This window comes from Streptomyces huasconensis, from assembly GCF_021028635.1.
Taxonomy (GTDB): domain Bacteria; phylum Actinomycetota; class Actinomycetes; order Streptomycetales; family Streptomycetaceae; genus Streptomyces; species Streptomyces huasconensis.
In genome coordinates this window covers 5,633,974-5,657,822 of the sequence record NZ_CP086119.1, presented here as the reverse complement: position 1 = coordinate 5,657,822, position 23,849 = coordinate 5,633,974, and the positions used below count along the sequence as shown (strand labels likewise).

Annotated in this window: 20 protein-coding genes; 6 read left to right on the top strand and 14 right to left on the bottom strand. The window is 72.8% G+C overall.

Features of this window, described 5'->3' with window-relative positions; genetic code table 11:
- The first annotated feature begins 1 nt into the window (after position 1).
- Positions 2–2,503 carry a 1,4-alpha-glucan branching enzyme gene (gene glgB / locus J2N69_RS25875; protein WP_230902863.1) on the top strand — a complete coding sequence of 834 codons (2,502 nt, stop codon included), beginning with the start codon at positions 2–4 and terminating at the stop codon, positions 2,501–2,503.
- Here the strand turns inward: glgB and J2N69_RS25870 are convergent.
- The 8 genes from J2N69_RS25870 to J2N69_RS25835 all read right to left on the bottom strand — a co-directional run bounded on the left by J2N69_RS25870 (position 2,478) and on the right by J2N69_RS25835 (position 9,185).
- Positions 2,478–4,745 carry a HelD family protein gene (locus J2N69_RS25870; RefSeq protein WP_230902862.1) on the bottom strand — a complete coding sequence of 756 codons (2,268 nt, stop codon included), beginning with the start codon at positions 4,743–4,745 and terminating at the stop codon, positions 2,478–2,480. The two genes, glgB and J2N69_RS25870, sit on opposite strands and share 26 nt — an antisense overlap.
- A 180-nt stretch (positions 4,746–4,925) precedes the next feature.
- A complete protein-coding gene (trxA, locus tag J2N69_RS25865) occupies positions 4,926–5,258 on the bottom strand; it encodes a thioredoxin (RefSeq protein ID WP_272595841.1) in 333 nt (110 codons plus the stop codon).
- A 42-nt stretch (positions 5,259–5,300) separates the two neighbouring features.
- Positions 5,301–5,693: a MerR family transcriptional regulator gene (locus tag J2N69_RS25860; protein ID WP_230902861.1), complete on the bottom strand. Its 393-nt coding sequence runs from the start codon at positions 5,691–5,693 to the stop codon at positions 5,301–5,303.
- Positions 5,694–5,768: 75 nt separating this feature from the next.
- Positions 5,769–6,395, bottom strand: coding sequence for a mycothiol-dependent nitroreductase Rv2466c family protein (locus J2N69_RS25855; RefSeq protein WP_230902860.1), 627 nt, complete (start codon positions 6,393–6,395; stop codon positions 5,769–5,771).
- Positions 6,392–7,135: a hypothetical protein gene (locus tag J2N69_RS25850; protein WP_230902859.1), complete on the bottom strand. Its 744-nt coding sequence runs from the start codon at positions 7,133–7,135 to the stop codon at positions 6,392–6,394. The genes J2N69_RS25855 and J2N69_RS25850 overlap by 4 nt, the downstream gene beginning before the upstream one ends.
- Positions 7,132–7,485 carry a DUF6114 domain-containing protein gene (locus J2N69_RS25845; protein ID WP_230902858.1) on the bottom strand — a complete coding sequence of 118 codons (354 nt, stop codon included), beginning with the start codon at positions 7,483–7,485 and terminating at the stop codon, positions 7,132–7,134. Before J2N69_RS25845 ends, J2N69_RS25850 begins: the two co-directional genes overlap by 4 nt.
- Positions 7,476–8,111 (bottom strand): DUF6230 family protein, encoded by a 636-nt coding sequence (locus J2N69_RS25840; protein ID WP_230902857.1) that lies wholly within the window; start codon positions 8,109–8,111, stop codon positions 7,476–7,478. Before J2N69_RS25840 ends, J2N69_RS25845 begins: the two co-directional genes overlap by 10 nt.
- 33 nt (positions 8,112–8,144) lie before the next feature.
- Positions 8,145–9,185, bottom strand: a complete 1,041-nt coding sequence (locus J2N69_RS25835; protein WP_230902856.1) for a MerR family transcriptional regulator — start codon at positions 9,183–9,185, stop codon at positions 8,145–8,147.
- Between the two features lie 107 nt (positions 9,186–9,292).
- Here J2N69_RS25835 and J2N69_RS25830 point away from each other — a divergent pair, with 107 nt between their 5' ends.
- Positions 9,293–10,099 carry an alpha/beta fold hydrolase gene (locus J2N69_RS25830; protein ID WP_230902855.1) on the top strand — a complete coding sequence of 269 codons (807 nt, stop codon included), beginning with the start codon at positions 9,293–9,295 and terminating at the stop codon, positions 10,097–10,099.
- 171 nt (positions 10,100–10,270) lie between these two features.
- Here the strand turns inward: J2N69_RS25830 and J2N69_RS25825 are convergent, their stop codons facing one another.
- The 4 genes from J2N69_RS25825 to J2N69_RS25810 all read right to left on the bottom strand — a co-directional run bounded on the left by J2N69_RS25825 (position 10,271) and on the right by J2N69_RS25810 (position 14,152).
- Positions 10,271–10,879, bottom strand: coding sequence for a dihydrofolate reductase family protein (locus tag J2N69_RS25825; RefSeq protein ID WP_230902854.1), 609 nt, complete (start codon positions 10,877–10,879; stop codon positions 10,271–10,273).
- 175 nt (positions 10,880–11,054) lie between these two features.
- Positions 11,055–11,534 carry a hypothetical protein gene (locus tag J2N69_RS25820; RefSeq protein ID WP_230902853.1) on the bottom strand — a complete coding sequence of 160 codons (480 nt, stop codon included), beginning with the start codon at positions 11,532–11,534 and terminating at the stop codon, positions 11,055–11,057.
- 14 nt (positions 11,535–11,548) lie between these two features.
- Positions 11,549–12,331 (bottom strand): sporulation protein, encoded by a 783-nt coding sequence (locus tag J2N69_RS25815; RefSeq protein ID WP_230902852.1) that lies wholly within the window; start codon positions 12,329–12,331, stop codon positions 11,549–11,551.
- 141 nt (positions 12,332–12,472) lie between these two features.
- Complete coding sequence (locus J2N69_RS25810; protein WP_408056915.1) at positions 12,473–14,152, bottom strand: MFS transporter; 1,680 nt, start codon at positions 14,150–14,152, stop codon at positions 12,473–12,475.
- 160 nt (positions 14,153–14,312) lie between these two features.
- On the opposite strand from J2N69_RS25810, the gene J2N69_RS25805 reads away from it, so the two are divergent.
- Complete coding sequence (locus tag J2N69_RS25805) at positions 14,313–14,912, top strand: TetR/AcrR family transcriptional regulator (RefSeq protein WP_230902850.1); 600 nt, start codon at positions 14,313–14,315, stop codon at positions 14,910–14,912.
- A 19-nt stretch (positions 14,913–14,931) separates the two neighbouring features.
- On the opposite strand, the gene J2N69_RS25800 is transcribed toward J2N69_RS25805, so the two are convergent.
- Entirely contained in the window at positions 14,932–18,012 is a 3,081-nt protein-coding gene (locus tag J2N69_RS25800; RefSeq protein WP_230902849.1) for an NACHT domain-containing protein, read from the bottom strand.
- A gap of 98 nt (positions 18,013–18,110) precedes the next feature.
- Positions 18,111–19,517, bottom strand: coding sequence for a cation:dicarboxylate symporter family transporter (locus J2N69_RS25795; protein ID WP_230902848.1), 1,407 nt, complete (start codon positions 19,515–19,517; stop codon positions 18,111–18,113).
- Positions 19,518–19,757: 240 nt separating this feature from the next.
- Here J2N69_RS25795 and J2N69_RS25790 point away from each other — a divergent pair, with 240 nt between their 5' ends.
- The 3 genes from J2N69_RS25790 to J2N69_RS25780 all read left to right on the top strand — a co-directional run bounded on the left by J2N69_RS25790 (position 19,758) and on the right by J2N69_RS25780 (position 23,800).
- Positions 19,758–21,578: a sensor histidine kinase gene (locus J2N69_RS25790; RefSeq protein WP_230902847.1), complete on the top strand. Its 1,821-nt coding sequence runs from the start codon at positions 19,758–19,760 to the stop codon at positions 21,576–21,578.
- The gene (locus J2N69_RS25785) at positions 21,575–22,258 is read left to right on the top strand and encodes a response regulator (protein WP_230902846.1); all 684 of its coding nucleotides are present in this window, start codon (positions 21,575–21,577) and stop codon (positions 22,256–22,258) included. The genes J2N69_RS25790 and J2N69_RS25785 overlap by 4 nt, the downstream gene beginning before the upstream one ends.
- 174 nt (positions 22,259–22,432) lie before the next feature.
- Positions 22,433–23,800: an extracellular solute-binding protein gene (locus tag J2N69_RS25780; RefSeq protein ID WP_230902845.1), complete on the top strand. Its 1,368-nt coding sequence runs from the start codon at positions 22,433–22,435 to the stop codon at positions 23,798–23,800.
- Positions 23,801–23,849: the final 49 nt, after the last annotated feature.

Genomic DNA, 23,849 nt, shown 5'->3' with positions numbered 1-23,849 from the left:
CGTGACGCCCCGCCCCCGCAAGCCGTCCGCCGAGACCCCGGCCCCGCCCCCGCCCCGCACCCCGGAACCGGACCCGGGCCCCGCCGAGCGGCGGCCCGCCCCGACGAACGCGAAGAGCACGAAGAGCGCGAAGAGCGCGCGGAAGACTCCGGCCCAGAAGGCGGGCAGGACGGCGAAGGCGACCGAGGCGGCGAAGGCGGCCAGGACCGCGAAGAGCCCGAGGCCCGCGCGGCAGGCGGCCGCGAAGACGCCCCCGAAGAGCGCGCCGAAGCCACGCAAGGCCCCGGTCCCTGCGGCCCCGGTGACCGCCGTCGCCGCGTCCCCCGTTCCCGAGGAGGACCGCGTACGCCTCCTGGAGGGCACCCACCACGATCCGCACGGCGTGCTCGGCGCCCACCCCGTCCCGGGCGGCACGGCCTTCCGCGCCCTGCGGCCCTACGCCAAGGCGGTCGCCGTCGTCGCCGAGGACCTCCGCGCCGAGCTGCGCGACGACGGCGGCGGATTCTTCTCGGCGGTGCTGCCGCTGGACGCCCCGCCCAAGGGGTACCGGCTCCGCGTCACGTACGAGGAAGCGGAGCTGGAGATCGACGACGCGTACCGCTTCCTGCCCTCGCTCGGCGACTTCGACCTGCACCTGATCGGCGAGGGACGGCACGAGGAACTGTGGAAGGCGCTGGGCGCGCACCCCATGACCCACCAGGGGGTGACCGGCACCCGCTTCACCGTGTGGGCGCCCAACGCGCGAGGCGTGCGGGTCGTCGGCGGCTTCAACTTCTGGGACGGCACCGGCTTCCCTATGCGGTCGCTCGGCGGGACCGGTGTCTGGGAGCTGTTCGCGCCGTCCGTCGGCGAGGGCGAGCTGTACAAGTTCGAGATCACCCGGCCCGACGGCTCGAAGACGCTGCGCGCCGACCCGCTGGCCCGCCGCACGGAGACGCCGCCCGCCAACTCCTCGGTCGTCCACGCGTCACATCACGAGTGGCATGACGCGCAGTGGCTCGCCCGCCGCGCCGAACGTCCTGCGCACAAGGCGCCGTTCTCGGTGTACGAGGTGCATCTGGCGTCGTGGCGCCCGGGGCTGACGTATCGTCAACTCGCCGAGCAGTTGCCCGCGTACGTCTCCGATCTCGGCTTCACCCACGTCGAGCTGATGCCCGTCGCCGAGCATCCCTTCGGCGGCTCCTGGGGGTACCAGGTCACCGGCTTCTACGCGCCGACGGCCCGTCTCGGCACCCCCGACGACTTCAAGTACCTGGTGGACGCGTTGCACCAGGCCGGGATCGGTGTCCTGATGGACTGGGTGCCCGCGCACTTCCCGCGCGACGACTGGGCACTCGCCGAGTTCGACGGGCGGCCCCTGTACGAGCACGAGGACCCGCTCCGTGCGGCACACCCCGACTGGGGCACCCTGGAGTTCGACTACGGCCGCAAGGAAGTGCGCAACTTCCTCGTCGCCAACGCGAGTTACTGGTGCGAGGAGTTCCACATCGACGGCCTGCGCGTCGACGCGGTCGCCTCGATGCTCTACCTCGACTACTCCCGCGAGCACGGCCAGTGGACGCCGAACACGCACGGCGGCCGGGAGAACCTCGACGCGGTCGCCTTCCTCCAGGAGATGAACGCCACCGTCTACCGCCGCAACCCCGGCGTCGTCACCATCGCCGAGGAGTCCACGGCCTGGGACGGCGTCACCCGCGCCACCCACCACCAGGGGCCGGGCGGCTTCGGCGGGCTCGGCTTCGGCCTGAAGTGGAACATGGGCTGGATGCACGACTCCCTCGGCTATGTCGCGAAGGAGCCCGTGCACCGCAAGCACCACCACCACGAGATGACGTTCTCGATGGTGTACGCCTACAGCGAGAACTACGTCCTGCCGATCTCCCACGACGAAGTGGTGCACGGCAAGCGCTCGCTGGTGTCGAAGATGCCCGGCGACTGGTGGCAGCAGCGGGCCACCCACCGCGCCTACCTGGGCTTCATGTGGGCCCACCCCGGCAAGCAACTCCTCTTCATGGGCCAGGAGTTCGCCCAGGGCGCCGAGTGGTCGGAGGCGCACGGCCCGGACTGGTGGCTGCTCGACCCGGCGTACGGCGCCGAGGCCGACCACCGGGGCGTACGGGACCTGGTCCGCGACCTGAACACCGTGTACCGGAGCGAGGGCGCCCTGTGGCAGCGCGACACGGACCCCGGCGGCTTCGCCTGGGTGGAGGGCGACGCGGCCGAGGACAACGTCTTCGCCTTCCTGCGCCACGACGAGCGGGGGACGCCGCTGCTCGCCGTCTCCCACTTCGCACCGGTCGTGCGGCACGGCTACCGCATCGGCGTGCCGGACGAGTTCGCGGCCTGGCAGGAGGTCCTGAACACCGACGAGGCGCGCTACGGCGGCAGTGACGTCACCCACCCCGACCCGCTCAAGCCGGAGCCGGTGGCGTCCCACGGCCGTCCCGCGTCGCTGCTCCTGACCCTGCCGCCGCTGGCTACGGTGTGGCTGCGGCCGGTGTGACCTCCTCGATGCGCTTGAGGGCCGCCGGCAGCTCGTGCGTGTACAGCACGCCGAGCCGCTGGGTGGCCCGGGTCAGGGCGACGTACAGGTCGCTCGCGCCGTACCGCGCCGGCTCGACGACCAGGACCGTGTCGAACTCCAGGCCCTTCGCCTGACGCGGGTCGATCAGCACCACCGGCCGCGTCAGGTTCGGGGCCTCCCCGGCCGTCACCCCGGGGAGCTGTGCGGCGATCTCCTGGTGGAGTTCGCGCGGGGCGATGACCGCGAGGCGGCCGTCGTCCCCGGCCGCGGCCGCCACCGCGGCGGCCACGGCGGCGGCGAGGTCGTCGGCGCGGCGCGCCCAGGGCCGTACGCCCGTGGACCGCACCGAGCTGGGCGGGCGGAAGTCCGGGTTCCCGGCGAGGCGCGGCACCTCGGCCGCCACGTCCATGATCTCCACGGGCGTGCGGTAGTTGACGCCGAGCCGGGTGTACTCCCAGCGGTCCGCCACGTACGGCGCGAGGATGTTCTCCCACGAGCCGCAGCCGCCCGCCTCCGCGGTCTGGGCGGGGTCGCCGACGAGCGTCATGGAGCGGGTCGGGCAGCGCCGCATGAGCAGCCGCCAGGCCATGGCGGACAGCTCCTGCGCCTCGTCGACGATGATGTGCCCGAACGCCCAGGTGCGGTCGGCGGCCGCGCGCTCGGCGGCGCTGCGGTGGTCGGCCTCCTCCTGCCGCTCGGCCATCCGCTCGGCGTCGATGATGTTGTGCGCGAGCAGGACCTCGGCGTCGTCCTCGTCCTTGTCCTCGAACTCGTACGTGCGAGAGGCCCGCGAGACGTCCAGGACCCCCTGCGCGTACGCGATCTGCCGGGCGCGCTCGGCCTCGGCCGCCGCCCGCTCGGCGCTGTCGTCGTGGCCGAGCAGTTCGGCCGCCTCGTCGAGCAGCGGGACGTCGGCGGGCGTCCAGGGCGTGCCGCGCGGGCGGCGGATCGCCTCGGCGTCGTCCTCACTCAGGCCCGTGGGCTCCTCCAGGAAGTCGGCGAGGAAGCCCTGCGGGGTCAGCGTGGGCCACAGCTCCTCGACGGCCGCGTGCACCTCGGGGCTGGCGGCGATGGCCTTGCCGAGCTGGGCGATGTCGTCGGGGCCCAGGAAGTTCGGACCGCCGTACGGGTCGTGGCCGATGCGTTCGGCGAGCTGCTCGGTGAGCGCGTCGATGATCCGGAACGCGAAGTAGGGGCGGCCCAGGTTGTGCGGCACGTCCGCCTCGCGGGCCGCCTCCCGCGCCTCGTAGGCGATCGTCCAGTCCAGGATCAGGTCGCCGTCGTCGTGCGCGATGACCAGCGGCTCGCCCGGCTCGGGGATGCGCTGGCGGTCGCGTACCGCCCTGGCGAGGACCTCCGCCATCTCGGCGCGGCCCTTCACCTCGGCCGCCTCGGGGGTGTCGGTGCCGGTGGCCGTGACGCCGGGGAACAGCTCGCCGACCGTGGCCAGCAGGACGCCCGTCTCGCCGAGCGCGGGCAGCACCTCGCCGATGTAGCCGAGGAACGCCGGGTTCGGGCCGACGACGAGGACCGCGCGCTTGGCGAGCAGCTCGCGGTGGGCGTAGAGGAGGAAGGCGGCGCGGTGCAGCGCCACGACCGTCTTGCCCGTCCCGGGGCCGCCCTCGACGACGAGGACGCCGCGGTGCGGGGCGCGGATGATGCGGTCCTGCTCGGCCTGGATGGTCTGCACGATGTCGTGCATGCGGCCGGTGCGCGCCGAGTCGAGCGCGGCGAGCAGCACCTCGTCGGCGTCGGCGCTCTCGTGGCCGGTGCGGGTCGTGTCGCTGAGGTCGAGGATCTCGTCGTGCAGGCCGGTGACCTCGCGGCCCTCGGTGGTGATGTGCCGGCGGCGGCGCAGACCCATCGGGGTGTGGCCGGTCGCGAGGTAGAAGGGGCGCGCGACATCGGCGCGCCAGTCGATCACGAGCGGGGTGCGCTCGGCGTCGGAGGCGCGGATTCCGATGCGCCCGATGTGGTGGTCGCGGCCGTCGCGGAATTCGAGTCTGCCGAAGCAGAGGCCGTTCTCGCCCGCGTCGAAGGCGGCGAGCAGGCCGGACTGCTCCGCCACCAGGACATCGCGCTCAAGGCGCGCCTGGAGACCGTTGCCCACCTGCGACAACGAAGCTTGCACGGCGTCCTCGGCCTCCGCACGCAGCGCGTCAAGACGCGCGTACAGCTCGGAGACGAATTGCTGCTCTTCCCGCAATTCCTCGGTTGACAATTCAGCCCCTCGACAGTTACAGTGCTCTTATAAAGCTTCCCGCAAAGTGCCCCCGTGTTCAAATGGGCAGGGCTTCGCGAAAGAATCCAATATACGCAGAGAAATACCCCGGACGTCAATTCGTCCGGGGCATTTCTCTTGCCGCTCGCCGCCTTCCGCGCGGCCCTCGGAGGCGCGACCTCAGAGCACGTCGGCCAGCTCCGCGAGGAGCTTGCGCTTGGCCCGGGCGCCCACCAGCTGCTTGACGGGCTCACCGCCCCGGAACACGATCATGGTCGGCGCCGACAGCACCTGGTACGCGATCGCGGTCGCCGGGCTGCGGTCCACGTCCAGCTGCACGATCTTCAGCCGCTCCCTCTCCTCGCGCGCCAGCTCGCTCAGGACTGGCGCCAGCTGCCGGCACGGGCCGCACCAGTCCGCCGTGAACTCCACGAGGACGGGGCGGTCCGCCTCGCGCAGCACCTCTCCCTCAAAGTCCGCGTCCGTCACCTCGGCCACGCCTGCTGCCTTCATGTCGCCACTCTCCTCGTCACATCGGTCATCCGGTCCATCGGCTCAGCCGGTCAGCTCGCACCGCGGCTCGGGGCCGCCGGGGAGCGAGGCCTCGGCGCGCGTCAGCTGTGCGCCGACCTGTGCGCGCACCGCGTTCAGCTCGCTGATCAGCGCGTCGAGTTCGGTGAGCTTGCGGCGGTAGACGGCGAGCGACGCGGGGCACGCGTCGCCCTCCGGGTGGCCGGAGCGCAGGCACTCCACGAAGGGCCGGGTCTCCTCCAGGTCGAACCCGAAGTCCTGGAGCGTCCTGATCTGTTCCAGGAGCCGCAGGTCGTCCTCGTCGTAGGTGCGGTAGCCGTTGCCGGCCCGCCGTGCGGGCAGCAGCCCGCGGGACTCGTAGTAGCGCAGCGTCCGCGTGGTCGTCCCCGCGCGCGCCGCGAGCTCGCCGATTCGCATGCCCCGACGGTAATCGTTGACGTGGGCGTCAAGGCCAGGGGTGCGCCGCCCGGCCCTCCGCGGGCGGCCTGCCGCTCAGCCGAAGTCCGGCTCCCCGTACCGCCGCTTGAACTCGTGGAAGCACTCCACCCCCGCCATCAGCACCACGCCGTCCCACAGCCGCCCCGCCGCCTCGCCCCTGGGTGCCGGTGACACGACGGGGCCGAACAGCGCCCCGACGCCCTCGACGGAGAGGACCGGTGTGCCGACGTCCGCGCCCACCAGGGCGACGGCCTCCGCGTGCGAGGCGCGCACCACGGCGTCGTACTCCGCGGTCATCGCCACGTCCTCCAGCTCCGCCGGAAGCCCCACCTCGGCGAGGGCGGCGGTCATGCCCGACCAGTCCTGCCGCTCGTGGACGCGCCGCCCGAGGGCGTCGAAGTACCGCCCGAGCGCTTCGTTGCCATGCCGCTCGCGGACGGCGGCGCAGACCCGGCCGTGCGCCTTCATGTACTCCCCGTACAGCCCCTCGGGGTCCTCCGGGTCGGTGTCGCGGCGCTCGTTCAGGACGGCCAGGCTCATCACGCGCCACCGCACGTCGATCTCCCGCACCCGCTCCACCTCGCGGAGCCAGCGCGAGGTCAGCCAGGTGTACGGGCAGACGGGGTCGAACCAGAAGTCGACGCCCACTCCACGGGGCCCGAGGTCCTCGATACCGGTCATCGATCCACCGTACGCCTCTCCTCAAGTGCCGCCCGGTCAGGGGTAGTTGGCGCACCGCACGCGCCGCTTCCCGGGCCGGCCGTCACCGCCGTGCCCGTGCCCTGCCCGGCCTGCATCCACAGCCCGTGTGCGACCACGGCGTCCAGCCGCAGGAACGGTACGGGTACGGGCGGCACCGCCCGGGTGGCGACGGTCAGCGGCAGCACGCCCAGGAGCCGCCCGTGCAGGCTGGCCGCGCGGAAGAGGACGGTACCGGTCAGCGACAGCTCCTCGGCGGCCAGGCAGGTGGCGGCCTCGCCCTGCCCGTACCGGATGCGGGGTCCGGTCAGGCGGACCGAGGAGGCCCGGCACGCGTCCGCACCAGGGGGGCAGTAGAGGCCGGTGACGGACAGCGTGGCCGCCCGCAGCGTGGTCCCGCCGGGCCCAGCGGTGCGCCTCCCCGGTGCGGCCGTGGCCAGGCAGTCGGCCAGCGCTCGCGCCGCCGCCCCGCGCTCCCCGCGCCGCGGCAGCGCGGAAGGCAGCGCGCCGAGAGCGCAGCCGCGGTCGCCTCCCCCAGCGGCGCCCTCCGGCACGTCGGCACCCTTCGCCCCTTCGGTGTCCTTCGGCCCGTCGGCGCGTACGGCACGGTCCGGGGCGGGGGCGGGCCCGGGGCCGGTGGCGGTGCCCGTCCAGGCCGGGGCGAGGGAGGCGGTGAGGCCGGCGCCCACGGCGAGCCACCACCGCGCACGGCCAGGGGTCACCCGCCGCTCCCCGCGGCCTGGACGGGCGGCGGCCGCCACGCCACTGCCAGGGCCCCGCCGACCAGCGCGAGAAGCATGCCCAGAAGGAAGCCGCCCAGGTTGGCGAACGGATAGGACAGGACGCCGAGGACGATCGCGGCGGCCCCGCTGGAGTGGGCGCGCGCCGGCACGGCCCACATGCGCGCCGCGCAGCCGACCAGCGCGAGGGCCAGCAGGACGGTGGCCGCCCCGCTGACCCCCTGCACCGGCAGCAGGCCGACCTGGGCCAGCGGGAAGTAGCCGATCTCCACCCCGGCGACGGCGACACACGCGATGGCTCCCCGCGGGCGGTGCCCTCGCCTCACGCGCACGGCCGCTCCCCGGCGCGGACGTCCATGGTGGCGTCGCCCAGCGTGAACAGCCCGGCGGTCAGCGCCCAGGCGTCGATCTTCATGTGCCGGATCGTCAGTGCGTCCGCCCGCTGGCCGTACGTGCCCGACGCGCCCCGGGCGCCACCGCGCAGCGTGGCGGCGTCACGCCCCATCTCCACCGCCCGGAACCGCATGTCGCCGCGGATGGACGACAGGTCCAGCGCCATCGACGAGGCCTTCACCGGCCGGTGGTCGCCGGACCGGATGCGCAGGGTGGCCGTCCCCAACGGCGTGCGCGCCACGGCGGACTGGCACAGCCCGTACAGCGCGACCTCTTCCAGCCCGACCGCGGCGACCGCGTGCCGCCTCCCGGAGGTCTCCTGGCGGAACGAGGCGAACTGCGTCACGCCCTTGGCCTCCAGCCGGTGCGCCGTGACGGCGAAGGGGCTCCCGGCGACGGCGAACGAGACCGGGACCGCCGCCGCCGTCGTGGTGGCCACCGTCGCGCCGGCCAGGACCAGCGCGCCTGTCGCGGCGAGCGCGAAACGCCTCCAGTCCGTCCGTCCTCCCGCGGCCCGGTGACGGGGCCCGGTGGCACCCGGTACGCGGGCCCCGCTGCGGCTCATGAGGTTGCCTCCCGGAAGACGGTCTCTCGCCGGTTAACGTGCCGTGTCCGCCGGAGGTGTGCCGTCCATCCGGGTGGTCGGGGCGCGACCGCGGGAGGCGCGGGCCCGGTGGCCGGGGCCGGCGGTGGCGGTCAGGGCCGCGCGGAGCCAGTTGTCGGCGGCTCCGGGTGTCGGCTCGGGCGGACCCGGCGGCGGGCTCATGACCTCGGCGGCGAGCTGCCAGTAGCGGTCGATGCGGGTCTCGGCGGCGAGCATGCGGGCGAGGCCGCGCCGGAAGTCGGCGGTGTCGCGGGCGTTGAGGGCGGCGGCGTGGACGGCGACGAAGCAGTCGAGCGCCTCGCCCGGACGCGGTGCCCGGCCCGCCCGCAGCTCCGCGGAGGCCAGCGTGAAGGCCTCGGGGAGGCCTTCGTAGAGCACGGCGGGACGGTGGCCCTTGCCCGGCAGGTGCACTTCGGGCCGGCCGCTGTCCGGGCGTGGGCCCGAGTCGAAGCAGCTGCCGGAGACGAAGGCGTGCATCTGGGCGAAGGCGAGCACCTGGGCGGGGGCCGGGTCCTCGGGCAGCTGCGGGACCGCCTGTTCGACGACCGCCGACACCACGCGGGCCGGCAGCCGCGCGGGCAGCCAGCGCCGCCAGAACCTCGCGAGCGCGGCCGTGCTGGGCGGCGTCGGCAGCCCGCCGACCAGCCGCAGCCGCTCGGCGCGCTCCTCGGCGGGGCAGTCGCGCAGCAGGCGCAGGGCGGCCTGCCGCCAGCGCAGGGCGGTCAGGCGGGTGCCGACGTCGCGCAACTGGCTCTCCACGACCTCCTCCAGCGCCTCGTCCTGCGCTGCGTCCTGCGCCAGGACCCTGCTGACGTCACGGACCGGCAGGTCGAGGTTCCGCAGGGAACGGATGAGGCGCAGCCGCTCCAGCGCCTCGGGTCCGTAGCGGCGGTGGCCGCCGCCGCTGCGGGCGGCTTCGGGCAGCAGCCCGCGGTCGGAGTAGAAGCGGACGGTCTTGACGGTGACGCCCGCCCGCTCGGCGAGCTGCCCGATGCTCCACCGGCCGTCTTCCCCGCGCTCGCCGTCTTCCGGCACGACTTGAACCTCCCTCAGGGGGAGTTCCTAGCGTACGGGCGAGCGCGGCGGGGCGGTCGGCCCGGCCGCGCGGGCAACGGCGTACCCAGGTCGTATCGGGAGGAATCATGACGGCGTTCGTGCTGGTGTCGGGCGGTTACACGGGGGGCTGGGTCTGGCGGGACGTGGCACCGCCGCTGCGCGCGGGGGGCGCCGAGGTGCACCCGGTGACGCTGACCGGGCTCGGGGACCGCCGCCATCTGGCGGGCCCTGACACCGACTTGGAGACGCACATCGAGGACGTGGTCCAGGCGATCGACCACGTCGACGCGGACGACGTGGTGCTCGTCGGGTACTGCTACGGCATCTACCCGGCGGTGGGCGCCGCCGACCGGCGTCCGGAGCGGATCGCCCGCCTCGTGCACCTGGACTCGCCGCTGCCGCAGGACGGCCGCTCCATGCTCGACCAGATCCGGGAGCTGATGCCCGCCGGGGAGGCCCGCGAGCGGATGCTCGGCCTGGCCGACCGGGCCGAGGACGGCTGGCGGGTCCCCGCGCCCACGGCCGAGGAGTGGCGGGCGCAGGGGAACCTCGCGGGCGTCGGTCCCGAAGGGCTCGCCCGGATCGCGCGCCTGGCCTCGCCGATGCCGATCGGTCCGGCCACGCAGCCGCTGCGGATCTCGCGGGCGGTCGCCGCGCTCCCGGTGACCGGCGTCTTCTGCACCGTCGGCGGGACGATGGACATCGCCGCGCTCGAAGCCCTCGTGGCCTCGGGGATGCCGCTGGTCCAGCGGCTGGCCGGCCCGGGGGCTACCTTCTTCGAACTGGCCACCGGGCACTGGCCGATGCTCTCCACCCCGGACGAGCTGGCCGCGGTGCTGCTGCGGGCGGCGGCGGGCGAGGGACACCGCCTCGCCGCCGCGACCGCCGCCTAGGGCCTGTCTGACAATTCCCGTCGTCGCCCGGAGGGCGGCCTCGCGGCGTCAGGTGCGTGCTCTCGGCGTGCCGGGCATAGGGCCTCGTACTGGATGTACTTGGCTCTGCGCCCGGTGCGGCGAGAGTGCGTGCATGGCGTCGCGAGGCAGACGGGAATTGTCAGACAGGCCCTAGGCGTCGCCGCCGGCCTTCTTGTCGTACGTGAGGAAGACCGTGCCGCTGTCGAGGACGACGGCGTCCGTCCGGTCGTACAGCACGGGCGCGAAGGCGGCGGCCCCGCGGCCGAACAAGGGCGTGCCCGTACCCAGCGTCAGCGGGGCCAGCTTGACGACCAGGCGGTCGATCTCGCCGCGCAGCGCCCCGGCCAGTTCGCCGCCGCCGCAGAGCCAGATGTCCTTGCCGTCCTCGCGCTTCAGCTCGCGCACCTTGGCGACCGGGTCGGTGGCGACGAGTTCGACGCGGGGGTCGGGGCTCTCGGTGAGGGTGCGGGTGAAGACGTAGTGCCTCAAGTGCGGGTAGCAGTCGGCGAAACCGGCGTCCACGCCGTTCATGTACGTCCTGCGGCCTTCGAGGATGGTGTCGAAGCACGTCCCCTCGGCGGTGACGCCGAGGGCCTGCCGGGCCGGGGCGGGCAGGGTCTCGGGGTACGTCTGCGCGAGGTGCTGGATGTAGTCCTGGGCGACCGGCCAGAAGCCGTCGGGGCCCGTGGGGTCGGAGCCGTCGGGCCCGGCGATGAACCCGTCGATGCTGACGGCGATGAAGTAGACGAGCTTTCGCATGCGGGCTCCTGGGGGGCGGCGGTCGTGGTCGGTCGGGAGGTCCGGGCGTCCGGTCAGCCGCGGTTCCTTACGTCGTTCGTTGTACTCTGCCTGAAGTGGTAAGAACGTAGTACTCCACCCGGAGTGGTGTCAATGGCCGACGGGACTTCTCCGGTATGACGTCTCGCGGGACCCTTCAGCCCTCGGCGGGCCCCTGTGGCGCGAGGGCCTTCCGTGCGCGGCGGCAGAACTCCCCGACCGCTTCGATGTCGGGCTGCTCGCCCGCGCGGAACATCGCCGCCTGGAGGGCGGGCCCGTACGCACCGCCGTGCCGCTCGATGTCGGGCGTACGGGCGGGCTGTACGACGAAGTGGAGGTGCCCGGGGGTGCGCCCGGCGTGCGACCAGAGACAGACGTACACCTGTTCGCACTCCGCGGCGCAGGCCCGGACCGCGGCGGCGACGCGGGACAGCAAGGGTCCCGTCTCGGCGGCCTCCTCCACGGTCAGCTCATGCAGGCCCGTGACATGCCGCAGGGGCTTGACCAGCAACGTACCGACCCCGAGCGGCCCCACACAGTGCTCGACGGTCCAGTGGGCCGTCCGCAGCAGGGTGCCGCCGGGGAGCGGGGCCGTGCCGGCGGCCAGCGCGCAGGCCAGGCAGGGAGCGGAGGACATGGCGGGCGCCTCGCCTAGCCGCCGATGAGGGGCAGTTCGTCGAGCGCCTTGCGTACGCGCTCGGCCAGGTCGGCCTGCCCCACCTCGTGGTGCGCGACCGCGAAGGTACGCGCCGGGGGCTTCTCCGACCACTCGAACGTGGAGCGAGCCGCGCGGCGGACGTACACCAGGGCCCCGACGACGTTCTGGAGGAAGACGACCTCCAGTTCCCCGAAGCGGTGCGCGCCCCGCGAGCGGTCGCCGAGGAAGAAGATCTGGTGCATGCCCCTGCGCGCCTCGACGTCGGGGATGTACTCGTCGATCAGCTGCGAGCCGTCGACGAGGTAGCCCGCCTCGCCGAACGCGTCCAGGACCGCCTCGTACAGCGGCGGCGCCGCGATGTGCAGGAAGTCCACGTCCCTGATCGGCGATTGCGACTCCCACGCCAGCCGGGTGGTCAGCGACACGTCGACGCCGAGAGCCTGGCCCCGCAGTTCGGTGACCGGGCACTCCCACGGCAGGGTGCCCTTGAACGGCACGCGCTCCTCCGTGCCGGGCGCCACGGTGATCGCGTAGCGGCTCGTGCTCAGACCGGCCACCTCGTCGTCCGTCACCGTGCCGTCGTAGTAGCGGCCCTTGGCCACCACGTCGAGGTTCAGGTGTTCGATCCTGAGGCCTTGGCCGCCGCCCTTGAGGAAGACCTCCCCCTCGATGGCCCGGCCGGGCACCACCGCGACCGTGGTGATCTGCGTGTCGATCTCCGGCGGCTCCTCGTCGCCACCGTCGCTCCCCCACCCGAACAGCCTGCGAAAACCCATGACGCGTCCCCTCCCCAGTACCTGCGGCGCAGCATAACCCCCGGTCGCGGGCCCGCCGCGGCGGGCTCCGAACAGACGGACGGGGCAGGGAGGTTCGTCCTCCCTGCCCCGTCCCGGTGCTCCTGCCGGTGCCCGGCCGCGCTACTTCTGGCGTCCGGACCCGGCGGCGACCGGCTCCGGCGCCTGCGCGTCGGCCTCCGGCTCGGCGTCCCGGCCCTTGCGCGGCAGCAGCACCGCCACCAGGACCGTGCCGACGCCGAGGATCACCGCGCCGACCAGGCTGGTGTGCGCCACCGCGTCGGAGAAGGCGGAGCTGACCGCGTCGGCCATCTTGCCCGCGCCCTGGGCCAGTTGCTCGGCCTGGCCCTTGAGCTGGGCCGCCTGCTCCTGGGAACCGGCGTGGGCGGCCTTCTCGGCCACCGCGTGCGCCTTGTCGCCGATGCCCTGGGCGACGGCGTAGCCCGCGCCGACCGAGTCCTGGGCGGTCTCCAGCGTGCCGTCGGGCAGCTTGGTCCCGGAGGCCGAAGCCGCGTCCGCCAGCTTCGAGGAGTACGAACTCGCCAGCACCGAGCCGAGGATGGCGATGCCGAGCGAGCCGCCGAGCTCCAGGGACGTGTCGTTGACCGCGCCGCCGACGCCGAGTTCCGACTCGGGGAACGCGCCCATGATCGCGTCCGTGCAGGGCGACAGCGCGAGGCCGATGGCGAGGCCGAGGACGATCAGCGGGGCGACGAAGTCCCCGTACGAGGACGACACGTCGACCTGGGTGAGCAGCGCGAGCGCCACCGTGCCCGCGACCATGCCCGCCGACACGGTGATCTTCATGCCGATGCGCGGGGTCAGGAAGCCGGTGAGCGCCGAGCCCACGAAGACCGCGCCCGCGAGCGGCAGCATGCGCACGCCCGTCTCCAGCGGGTTGTAGCCGAGGACGAACTGGAGGTGCTGGGTCAGGTAGTAGAACGCGCCGAAGACCGCGAGGAAGAACAGCGCCACCGCGAGGTTCGAGCCGGCGAAGCGGCGGTCGAGGAAGCGGCGGACGTTCAGGATCGGGTGCGGGTGGCGCAGCTCCCAGGCGACGAAGGCCAGCAGGCCGATGCCGGCGACGACGGCGGCGGAGATCGCCTTGGCGTCCCAGCCGAAGTGCGGACCCTGGATGATCATGTAGACCAGCGCGCCGGTCCAGATGACGGAGAGCAGTCCGCCGACGTAGTCGATGCGGTCGTGGTGCCCGGCCTTGGACGGCGGGATCAGCACGAAGGCGCCGGCGATCGCGAGGACGGCGACCGGCACGTTGATCAGGAACGTCGAGGACCAGCCGTGGTCCTCCAGGAGCGCGCCCGCGACCAGCGGCCCCGCGGCGATCGCGAGACCGGCGGTGGCGGTCCACAGCACGATGGCCTTGGCCCGCTCGGCCCGCGGGAAGGTGGCTGCGAGCAGCGACAGCGTGGCCGGCATGATCATCGCCGCGCCGAGGCCCATCACCGCGCGGGACGCGATGACCCCGCCCGAGCTGTCGACCAGCGAGCCCGCGACGGAGCCCGCGCCGAAGACGACGAGGCCGAGCACCAGCGCCCCGCGGCGGCTGTACTTGTCGCCGATGGCGCCGAGCAGCAGCATCAGCGCGGCGTACGGGACGGTGTAGCCGTCGATGACCCACTGGAGGTCGGAGCTGGAGAGACCGAGGTCCTTGGTCATGTCGGGGGCGGCGACGGTCAGCGCCGTGTTCGCCATGACGATGATCAGAAGGCTCAGGCAGAGCACGCCCAGCGCCCACCAGCGGCGCGCGTACGGCCCCTTCATCTCGTCGACCGGTTGCTTCATGAGTACAGCCACCGAAGCCTCACCCTTCCTGCTGCTGCGCGTTCTTGCTGTCCGGTGACCTTGCACAGCTCTGTGCAATTACACACTGGTGTGCAATTTACGCCACTGCACACGGCTGTGCAAAACGGACGAGGCGGGCCCCCTGACGCGCGCGTGCAGAATGGACGCCATGAGCCGAGCCGACGCCAACCGCCGCCGCATCCTGGAGGTCGCCCTCGCCGAACTCCTCCGCGATCCGGACGCGTCCATGGACCAGATCGCGCGGGCGGCGGGCGTCGTGCGCAGGACCGTGTACGGCCACTTCCCGAGCCGGGAGGCGCTGATCGGCGCGCTCATCGACGGCGCGGTCGAGGCGGTCGCCGCCGCCCACGCCTCCGGGCGGGCGCAGTCCGACGACCCCGCCGAGTCGCTCGCCCACTCCATGGTCGCCGTCTGGGAGATCGCCGACGGCTACCGCCTCCTGGTCGGCCTCGCGCAGCGCAGCGTCGCGATGGAGGGCATCAGGCAGCGCCTCGCCCCGGTCCGCGCCAAGTGCGTGGAACTCCTGCGGGCCGGCCTCGCGGACGGCTCCTTCACCTCCTCCCTGCCGCCCGCCGCGCTGGCGTACGTGCATGAGCAGCAGCTCTTCGGCCTGATGGAGGCCGTGAACGACGGCCTGCTCCCCCCGGGCGACGCGGGCCGCGCCGCCGCGTCGACGGCGCTGCTGTCGGCGGGGGTTCCGGTGGAGAGGGTGCGGGGGATCGTCGGGGGGCTGGGGTAGTGCCGCGCCGCCCCGCGGATCACTCGATGAACAGGCGTTCCGGTGGGAAGAGGTCGAGGCCGGTGACCTGGGGGCAGTTGTGCAGCGTGACGGTGACGTTCTCCAGATGCGCCAGGGGCGTCAGATCGAGCGGACCGCAGTCCGCGAAGCGGACGGACTCCAGCAGGGGCAGCTCGGCGAGCGCGGTGATTCCGTCGACCTGGTGGGCAAGCCTGAGGTAAAGGCTGGCGAGTTGCCGGTGCGCCACAAGAGCGGACAGATCGACGTGTGGCACGTCCAGAATCTGAAGCGTGGACAGCGGGGAGAAAGCTCCGGCCGACAGGAGGGCGCGCCACTGGTGGTCCTCGTTGACGGTCAGCCAGCGCAAGGAGGTCAGGGCTTCGAGCCCGGACAACCGCATCCGGGAGGCCTGCTGGAGAAACCCGAGGCCGGTGAGTTGAGGGGCGAACGGCAAGTCGTCCAAGGCCTTCTCCACCGGCGCGAAGTCGAAGACCAGGTGGCGCAGCTCGGGCATGTCGGCCAGCGGCGTCAACGACATCGGGACCGACGGCGAGTAGAGGAAGACGTCACGCAGACGCAGGCCGGACAGTGCGCGCAGGTCGGTGACTGACGGGCAACGGCTCAAGCTCAGGGCCTCCAGGTGCGGCAGCCGCCTGAGGCCGGAGAGGTCAATGAGCGAGGGGTTCTCCCAGAACAGCAGGAACTTCATGGGTAGGTGCTCCAGCACCATGTCCGGCAGGCCGTGATCACCCAAGAGGTTGAGATCGGTCAGTTCCGGCAGTCGCGTAAGGAACGCCAGCTGCTCCGTCCTGGTGATGGGCACCACTTGGTCGCCCCCCACGTTGCCCTCAAGGACTGCCTCGAAGTACTCACGGGTGTCGAAGGCCGACCACGCGTTGCCCAGTGCCGAGCGCGTCAAGGGACGCTGGTCGGAGCGGAACCGGGAGATCACCGTCAGCGCCGCGTCTCCCCCGACCCGTTCGGCCGTGCGCACCACCGCAGCCGCCTGCCGGTCGGTCAGCCCCTCGGGCCCCGGTAGCAATTCCAGTACCAGTTGCCCCGCCTTGGCGAGGGATTCCACTTGGGCGAAGGTCTCCGGCGGCATCAACTCGCCCGTCCGCTCCTCCACCTCCCGTCTCACCTCCGGCTCCAGCTCCGGCGCATGCTCCAGACTCGCCGCCGCCAGCAGCACCAGCCGCTCCCGGTGCCTGCGCACCTTCTCCGCGCGCCGCAGCAACTGCCGCAGCAGCCGCGTACGTTCCTCCACGCGCGCGTGCCCCACCGCCATCCGCACCACGTCGTCCCACTGGTCGTCGTGGGCGTTGCGCACCAGCACCCCGAAGTCGCGCGCCTCGACCGCCGCCTTCGCGCCCAGGTAGTCCTGGAAGGTGCGGTGCACGAAGCCGACGGAACCGGGGACGGGTTCGCGGAGCAGGCCGCTGCGGATGAGCAGGTGGGTGAAGACCTGCTCGGCGTCGCCCTGCGCGCGTACCTGCGGCATCGCCGCGAGCCACTCGTCCAGCATGGCGACGGCGTCCTGCCGGTCCGCCTCGGCCTGGCCGTTGCGGATCATCCAGTAGGCCAGCCGTTGCAGCAGCGCGGTCTGCTCGTCGCGGGAGAGGGAGACGCCCTCGACGGACGTGACCTCGCGCTCGGTGTCCCGCCGGATCAGCAGCAGGTCAAGGGCCGCGTCGTAGAGCTCCTTGCGGGCGCGCGGCAGGTGCATGCGGCGGTCCCGGTGGAGGGCGCACAGGAGGGCGCACATCAGCGGGTTGGTGGCCAGGCGGCCCAGGTCGCGCCGGGTCGTCACCGCTTCGACGAGGCCGGACTCGTACCGGTGCAGCACGTCCTGTTCGCCCGGTGCCGCGCACTCGCGCCGGGCCGTGTCGTGCCAGTGCGCGATGAAGGCGCGTACCTCGTCCCGTTCCATGGGCAGCAGGGTGTACGCCGTGAAGCCCTGCCCCGGCGGCCAGTCCTCGGGGACCGCCGAGGGACGGGTGGTCACCACGTAACGCGCATGGGGGAACGCCGCGATCAGGGACCTCAGCCAGCTCTCCGTACGGTTGCGGAGCTTGGCCGGCACTTCGTCGACGCCGTCCACCAGCACCAGCGCCCGTCCGCTGTCCAGCATGTCCTGCACCCAGCCCTCGGGCGCCCGCAGCGGCACACCCGACGTGGTGAGGAAGTCCTCGGGCATCGGCAAGGCCTCGGGCAGCCGGAAGGACCGGAGCCGCAGGACGAACGGCACGCAGCGGTTCCAGTCGGCCAGTTCGGGGCCGAAGCTCTGCCGTGCCGCGTTCAGGGCCAGCCACTGCACGAGAGTCGACTTGCCCGAGCCCGCCGCGCCGCGCAGCATCAGCCGGTGGCCGCCCGCCAGCGCCTGCTCCACGCGTACGGCCGGCTGCGCGGCGCCACCCGGCAGGCCGTCCTCCTCGGCCTGCGGGCCGTGCGGCCGGTCTCCGCTCACCGCGAGGCTCAAGTAGGCGGTGTCCAAGGACCACTCGGCGCGTGTGCGTCCGGCCAGGGTGACGCCGAACAGCTCCAGGCGGCTGTGGGTCTCGGCGAGGAACCCTGCGTACCGCCGCTCGAAGTCCGACGCGGCCGATGCTGCCGCCGGTTGCCTCTCGCGCAGTAACTCTCCGGTGCGCCGGGTCTGTTCCACCGCGGCCCGCGCCGCGAAGGACGGGTGCGCCGTGAGCTGCTCGATCAAGTGCGCGCAGCACAGCTCCAGCAGCGCGGCGTAGAGCCCTTGGGCCTCCTCGGTGAGGTCGGGCACGGGGCGGCGGATCTCCGCCGCCAGCCGTCGCGGCTCCAGGTCCACCGCGAACAGCCGCTCCGCGTCCAGCGTCCCGGCCGCCGCGAAGGCGTCCCGTACGGCGGCCACCGCCGCGAGCCGCTCGTTCTCCGGGAGCCGCGCGTACGAGCCCTTGATGCGGCCGGACAGCACCCGGGCCAGTCTCTCCGGGCTCGCGGGCTTCGGTAACGGCCGTACGCGGCCCGTGACGAGACCGGCCCCCGGCTGCGGTGTCACCACCGACCTGGCCAGTGTCGACAGGGCCGTCACCGCCAGCCGGACGAGCGCTGTTTCGAGCCCTTGCATCCCGGTCCCCGCCCCCGTTCCGCCCGTCCGTCCGTCCCTGAGCCTCTGCGCCCACGCCACGCTATGACGAAGGGACAGCCGAAGGGGAGGGGCGGCGGCTACACCTTCACCGGTTCCTTGCCGTCCTCGCTGCGCCGCTCCGCCCCGGAGTCGGCGGCCTCCGGCGTCCCGGGGCCGTGCCCGTCGTCGACCAGCGTCCGTTCGTCGAACGGGAGGCGGCCGGCGAGGACCGCCGAGACCCGCTCCTTGTCGACCTCCTTGGTCCACGTGCCGATCAGCAGCGTGGCCACCGCGTTGCCCGCGAAGTTGGTGAGGGCGCGGGCCTCGCTCATGAAGCGGTCGACGCCGATGATCAGGCCGACGCCGTCCACGAGGGCGGGCTTGTGCGACTGGAGGCCGCTCGCGAGGACCGCGATGCCCGAACCGGAGACGCCCGCCGCGCCCTTGGAGGCGATCATCATGAAGAGCAGCAGCGAGATCTGCTCGCCGAGGCCGAGCGGCTGGTCCATGGCCTCGGCGATGAAGAGGGAGGCCATGGTCAGGTAGATCATGGTGCCGTCGAGGTTGAACGAGTAGCCGGTCGGGACGGTGATGCCGACGACCGGGCGGCTGACGCCCAGGTGCTCCATCTTCGCGATGAGCCGCGGCAGCGCGGACTCCGAGGAGGAGGTGGAGAGGATCAGCAGGAACTCGCGGCCCAGGTACTTGAGCAGCTGGAAGAGGTTCACACCGGCCACCACGCGCACCAGCGTGCCGAGCACGATCACGATGAACAGCGCGCAGGTGACGTAGAACCCGATCATGATCGTGGCGAGCGCCTTGAGGGCGTCGGCGCCGGTCTCGCCGATGACGGCGGCCATCGCGCCGAACGCGCCGACCGGAGCGGCCCACATGATCATGCCGAGGACCCGGAAGACCAGCTTCTGGATGTGCTCGATGCCGCGCAGCACCGGCTCGCCCGTACGCCCCATGGCCTGGAGGGCGAAGCCGACGAGCAGCGCGACGAGCAGCGTCTGGAGCACCTCGCCCGTGGTGAAGGCGGAGACGAGCGTCTTCGGGATGATGCCGAGCGCGAAGTCGACGAGACCCTTGTCCGCCTCGTCGGCCGCGTCGTGGCCGGCGCCCTTGTCCGAGTCGGCGAGGTCGATGCCCGAACCCGGGTGGAGGATGTTGCCGACGAGGAGGCCGATGGCGAGCGCGACGACCGACATGGCGACGAAGTAGGCGAGCGCGAGCCCGCCCACCTTGCCGACCTTGGCGGCCTTGCGGACCGAGCCGACGCCGAGCACGATCGTGCAGAAGATGATCGGCGAGATCATCATCTTGATGAGATTCACGAAGCCCGCGCCGACCGGCTTCAGCTCCTTGGCGAACTCCGGCCAGAGGAAGCCGACGGCGATGCCGAGCAGTACGGCGCCGATCACGGCGATGTAGAGGTAATGCGTGCGGTCCCGCTCGGCGGCGGGGGCCGGGGGTGTCTGCTGCGGGTCGGCCGTGCTGGTCACGGGGGCCCTCCTTGAACGACGACGTCGGCGTTGTGGTGCCGGGTGGCGTGTGCTGCCCGGTGGCGCGTACCGCCCGGTGGCGTATGAGGCGCGGTGCGCCCGCGGTGGGTGCGGCTCACGCCCCGGGCGATCCCGGCGACTATCTCCCGCCCTGTGAGGGCGGTCACCCTTGCGTTCATTGAGTTCGCGCCGGTACGACCGCCGCCGCACCCGCCGGGGCCGAAGAGGCAGACTGACAGCATGTCCCGCACCCGTCCGCCCCGCCGTCGCCGCCTGCCCCGCAGCCTGGCGGGCCAGCTCTTCGCGATGCAGATCGTGCTGGTGACGGCCGTGGTCGCCGGGTGCGCGCTCTTCACCTACCTGAGCGACAAGCACCAGGCGGAGGAGAGCGCCCGCCACCAGGCGACCGCGGCGGCCCGCGCGGTCGCGGACTCCCCTTCCGTACGGAACGCCATACGCGACGGTGGCGACCCGTCCAGGGAGCTGCAGCCGTACGCGAGCCGGGTGCAGCGGCACACCGGCGTCGACTTCGTCACGATCATGGACCCGCGCGGCATCCGCTGGACGCACCCCGACGAGCGGCGCATCGGCGAGCGCTTCCTCGGCCACACGGCACAGGCGCTGCGCGGCAGGACGTTCGCGGAGACGTACACCGGCACGCTCGGCCCGTCCGTGCGGGTGGTCACGCCGATCCGGGCGGACGGGACGGACGACGGGCGGATCATCGGCCTGGTCAGCGCGGGCATCACCATCGAGGAGATCACCGCCAAGGCGCGCGGTCAGCTCCTCGCGCTGCTCGGTGTCGCCGCGGCGGCGCTCGTCCTCGGCGGCATCGGGACGTACGTCATCAACGCCCGCCTCCGCCGCAGCACCCACGGCATGAACGCCGCCGAGCTGAGCCGCATGCACGACTACCACGAGGCGGCGCTGCACGCGGTGCGCGAGGGCCTGCTGATGCTCGACGGGCAGCGGCGGATCGCGCTGATCAACGACGCCGGCCGCGAACTCCTCGGCGTCCACGGCGACATCGTGGGGCGCAACGTCGCCGAGCTGGGGCTGCCCGCGCCGCTCACCGGGGCGCTGCTGGCCTCCGAGCCGCGGGTGGACGAACTGCACCTGAGCGCCGACCGGGTCCTGGTCGTCAACACCTCGCCGGTGACCGGCGGCGAGCGCAGGGGCACGGTGGTCACCCTGCGCGACCACACCGAACTCCAGGCGCTGACCGGCGAGCTGGACTCCGAGCGCGGTTTCACGCAGGCGCTGCGCTCGCAGGCCCACGAGGCCGCGAACCGCCTCCACACGGTGGTCTCGCTGATCGAGCTGGGCCGCGCGGACGAGGCCGTGGACTTCGCCACCGCCGAACTGGAGCTGGCGCAGGCCCTGACCGACCAGGTGGTGGCGGCCGTCAGCGAACCGGTCCTCGCGGCCCTGCTGCTCGGCAAGGCGGCACAGGCCAACGAGCACGGCGTGGAGCTGGTCGTCTCGGACGACAGCAGCATCGACGACGGCATGCTGCCGCCCGGCCTGTCCGCCCGTGACCTGGTGACCATCCTCGGCAACCTCATCGACAACGCGGTCGACGCCGCGCAGGGCTCCCCGGCGGCGCGGGTCACGGTGACGGCGCGGGCGGACGGGGCGGGCCTGCTCCTGCGCGTCCGCGACACCGGCCCGGGGGTCGACCCCGCGCAGCGCGAGACGGTCTTCGAACGGGGCTGGTCGACCAAGGCGGCGACGGGCCGGGGCCTCGGCCTCGCGCTGGTCGACCAGACGGTCACGCGGAACGGAGGCGTGCTGACACTACGGGAGGCGAAGGAGGGCGGCGCCCAATTCGAGGTGACCTTCACGGTCCCGGGTGCCGCTTCCGCCTCCGGTGCCGCTGGCGCCGCTGGCGCCGCTTCCGCTGCCGGGGCCGGAGCCGCTCCCGCTGTGGGCAGGCGTTCCGCAGGGCGGAACGGGTGGGCACAGCCCACGGCGCCGAGTGCCGACGAAGAGGGCGCCACCCGGAGCACCCAGAGCTTGCCAAAAGGTGACCGCACGGGCACAAGAGGCGGCACCAGATGATCCGCGTACTCGTAGTCGAAGACGACCCCGTCTCGGCAGCCGCCCACGTCCTCTACGTAAACCGCGTCCCCGGCTTCGAAGCCATCGCGAAGCCCGCCCACTCCGCCGCCGAGGCCCGCCGCGTCCTGGACCGCACCCCCGTCGACCTGCTCCTCCTGGACCTGCACCTCCCCGACGGCCACGGCCTCCAGCTCGCCCGGACCCTGCGCGCCACCGGCCACCCCACGGACGTGATCGCCGTGACGTCGGCCCGCGACCTGGCGGTGGTGCGCGAGGGCGTCTCCCTCGGCGTCGTGCAGTACGTCCTGAAGCCGTTCACCTTCGCCACCCTCCGCGACCGCCTGAACCGCTACGCCGAGTTCCGCTCGGCCGCCGCCGAGGGCGAGGCCACCGGCCAGGACGAGGTGGACCGCGCGCTCGCCACGCTGCGCGCCCCGGGCCCGGCCGCGCTGCCGAAGGGCCTCAGCGGCCCCACCCTGGAGCGCGTCATACGCACCCTGCGGGCCGCCCCCGAGGGCCTGACCGCCACCGCGGCGGCCGAGGCGGCGGGCCTGTCCCGCATCACCGCGCGCCGCTACCTGGAACACCTGGTCGACACGGCGCGCGCGGCCCGCAGCCCTCAGTACGGCCATGTCGGGCGGCCGGAGTTGGTCTACCGGTGGCTCACCGCGGCGGAGTGAGCGCCCTGGGGGAGGGCGCCGTCACCGTACGTCCTATAACAACGTTGTCACGCGGATGACGAGCGCCAACGCCCATCCGTGGCACGGGCATTGACCTTGCTCCGAGCGCGCCCGTACGTTCACCGGGCAGCCCCGCGTCGCAACCGCGCGTGGTAGCCCGCGTTGCAGGAGGTCGTGCCCGTGCGTCCCACCACCACTCCGCTGATCCTCGCCACCGCCGCCCTGCTGGCCGCCGGCACCCTCTCCGCGTGCGGCGGCGGCTCCGGTGACGACCCCGACACCGTGAAGGTCTCGTTCAAGCAGTCCACGGACAACGAGATCAGGGTCATGGACACCTATCTGGCGGACATCAAGAAGCAGTTCGAGAAGGCGAACCCCGGCAAGAAGGTCGAGCTGGTGCCGATCAAGGCGCCGGACTCCGAGTACTACACCAAGCTCCAGCAGATGCTGCGCTCCCCCAAGACCGCGCCCGACCTGGTGTACGAGGACACGTTCCTCATCAACTCCGACATCACGAGCGGGTACTTGAAGCCGCTGGACCCCTACCTGGAGAAGTGGCGGGACTGGGACCAGTTCATCGACACGGCCAAGACGGCGGCGAAGGCGGCCGACGGCAAGACGTACGGCGTGCCGGACGGCACGGACACGCGCGGCCTGTGGTTCAGCAAGGCGATCTTCAAGAAGGCGGGCCTGCCGGCCGACTGGCAGCCGAAGAACTGGGACGAGGTCCTCGACGCGGCCCGCACGATCAAGCGGAAGGTCCCGGGAGTCACCCCCCTGAACGTCTACACGGGCAAACCGGCGGGTGAGGCGGCGGCCATGCAGGGCTTCCAGATGCTCGCGTACGGCACGGGCAAGGACCCCTTGTACGACCCCGAGGCGAAGAAGTGGGTCACGGGTGGCAAGGGCTTCAAGGACTCCCTGCAGTTCGTCGAGACGGTGTACGACGAGAAGCTCGGCCCCGACGTCTCCGACGCCCTCGACCCCAACTTCGCGACGCGTGTACGCGGCGAACTGCTGCCCGAGGGCAAGCTGGGCATCGCCCTCGACGGCTCATGGCTCCCCCAGGACTGGGGCAAGGGCGCGGGCCACGAGTGGCCCGAGTGGCCGCAGAAGCTGGGCCTGGCCGCCATGCCCACGCAGCACGGCCAGGCCCCCGGCAAGGTGAGCATGTCCGGCGGCTGGACCTGGGCGATCCCGTCCAAGGCGAGCAACCCCGACCTGGCGTTCGCCTTCATCAAGACGATGCAGACCAAGGCCAACGCCAAGAAGTGGTACGTCGCCAACTCCGGCATCGCGGTCCGGAAGGACGTCGCGGCCGACCCGACGTACGTGAAGGCGCAGCCCGGCATCAAGTTCTTCACGGACCTGGTCGCCACGACGCACTACCGGCCCGCGTACCCCGCGTACCCGAAGATCTCCACCGCGATCCAGGAGGCGATGGAGTCGGTGACGACGGGCGACAGCTCGGTGACGGAGGCGGCGAAGGGCTACGACGAGGAGGTTAAGTCGGCGACGGACGGGGAGGTGGTGGAGAGGTAGCCCCTGGCCCAGGCCACCTGATCCGGCACACCAGCCATGCGGCCCGGTG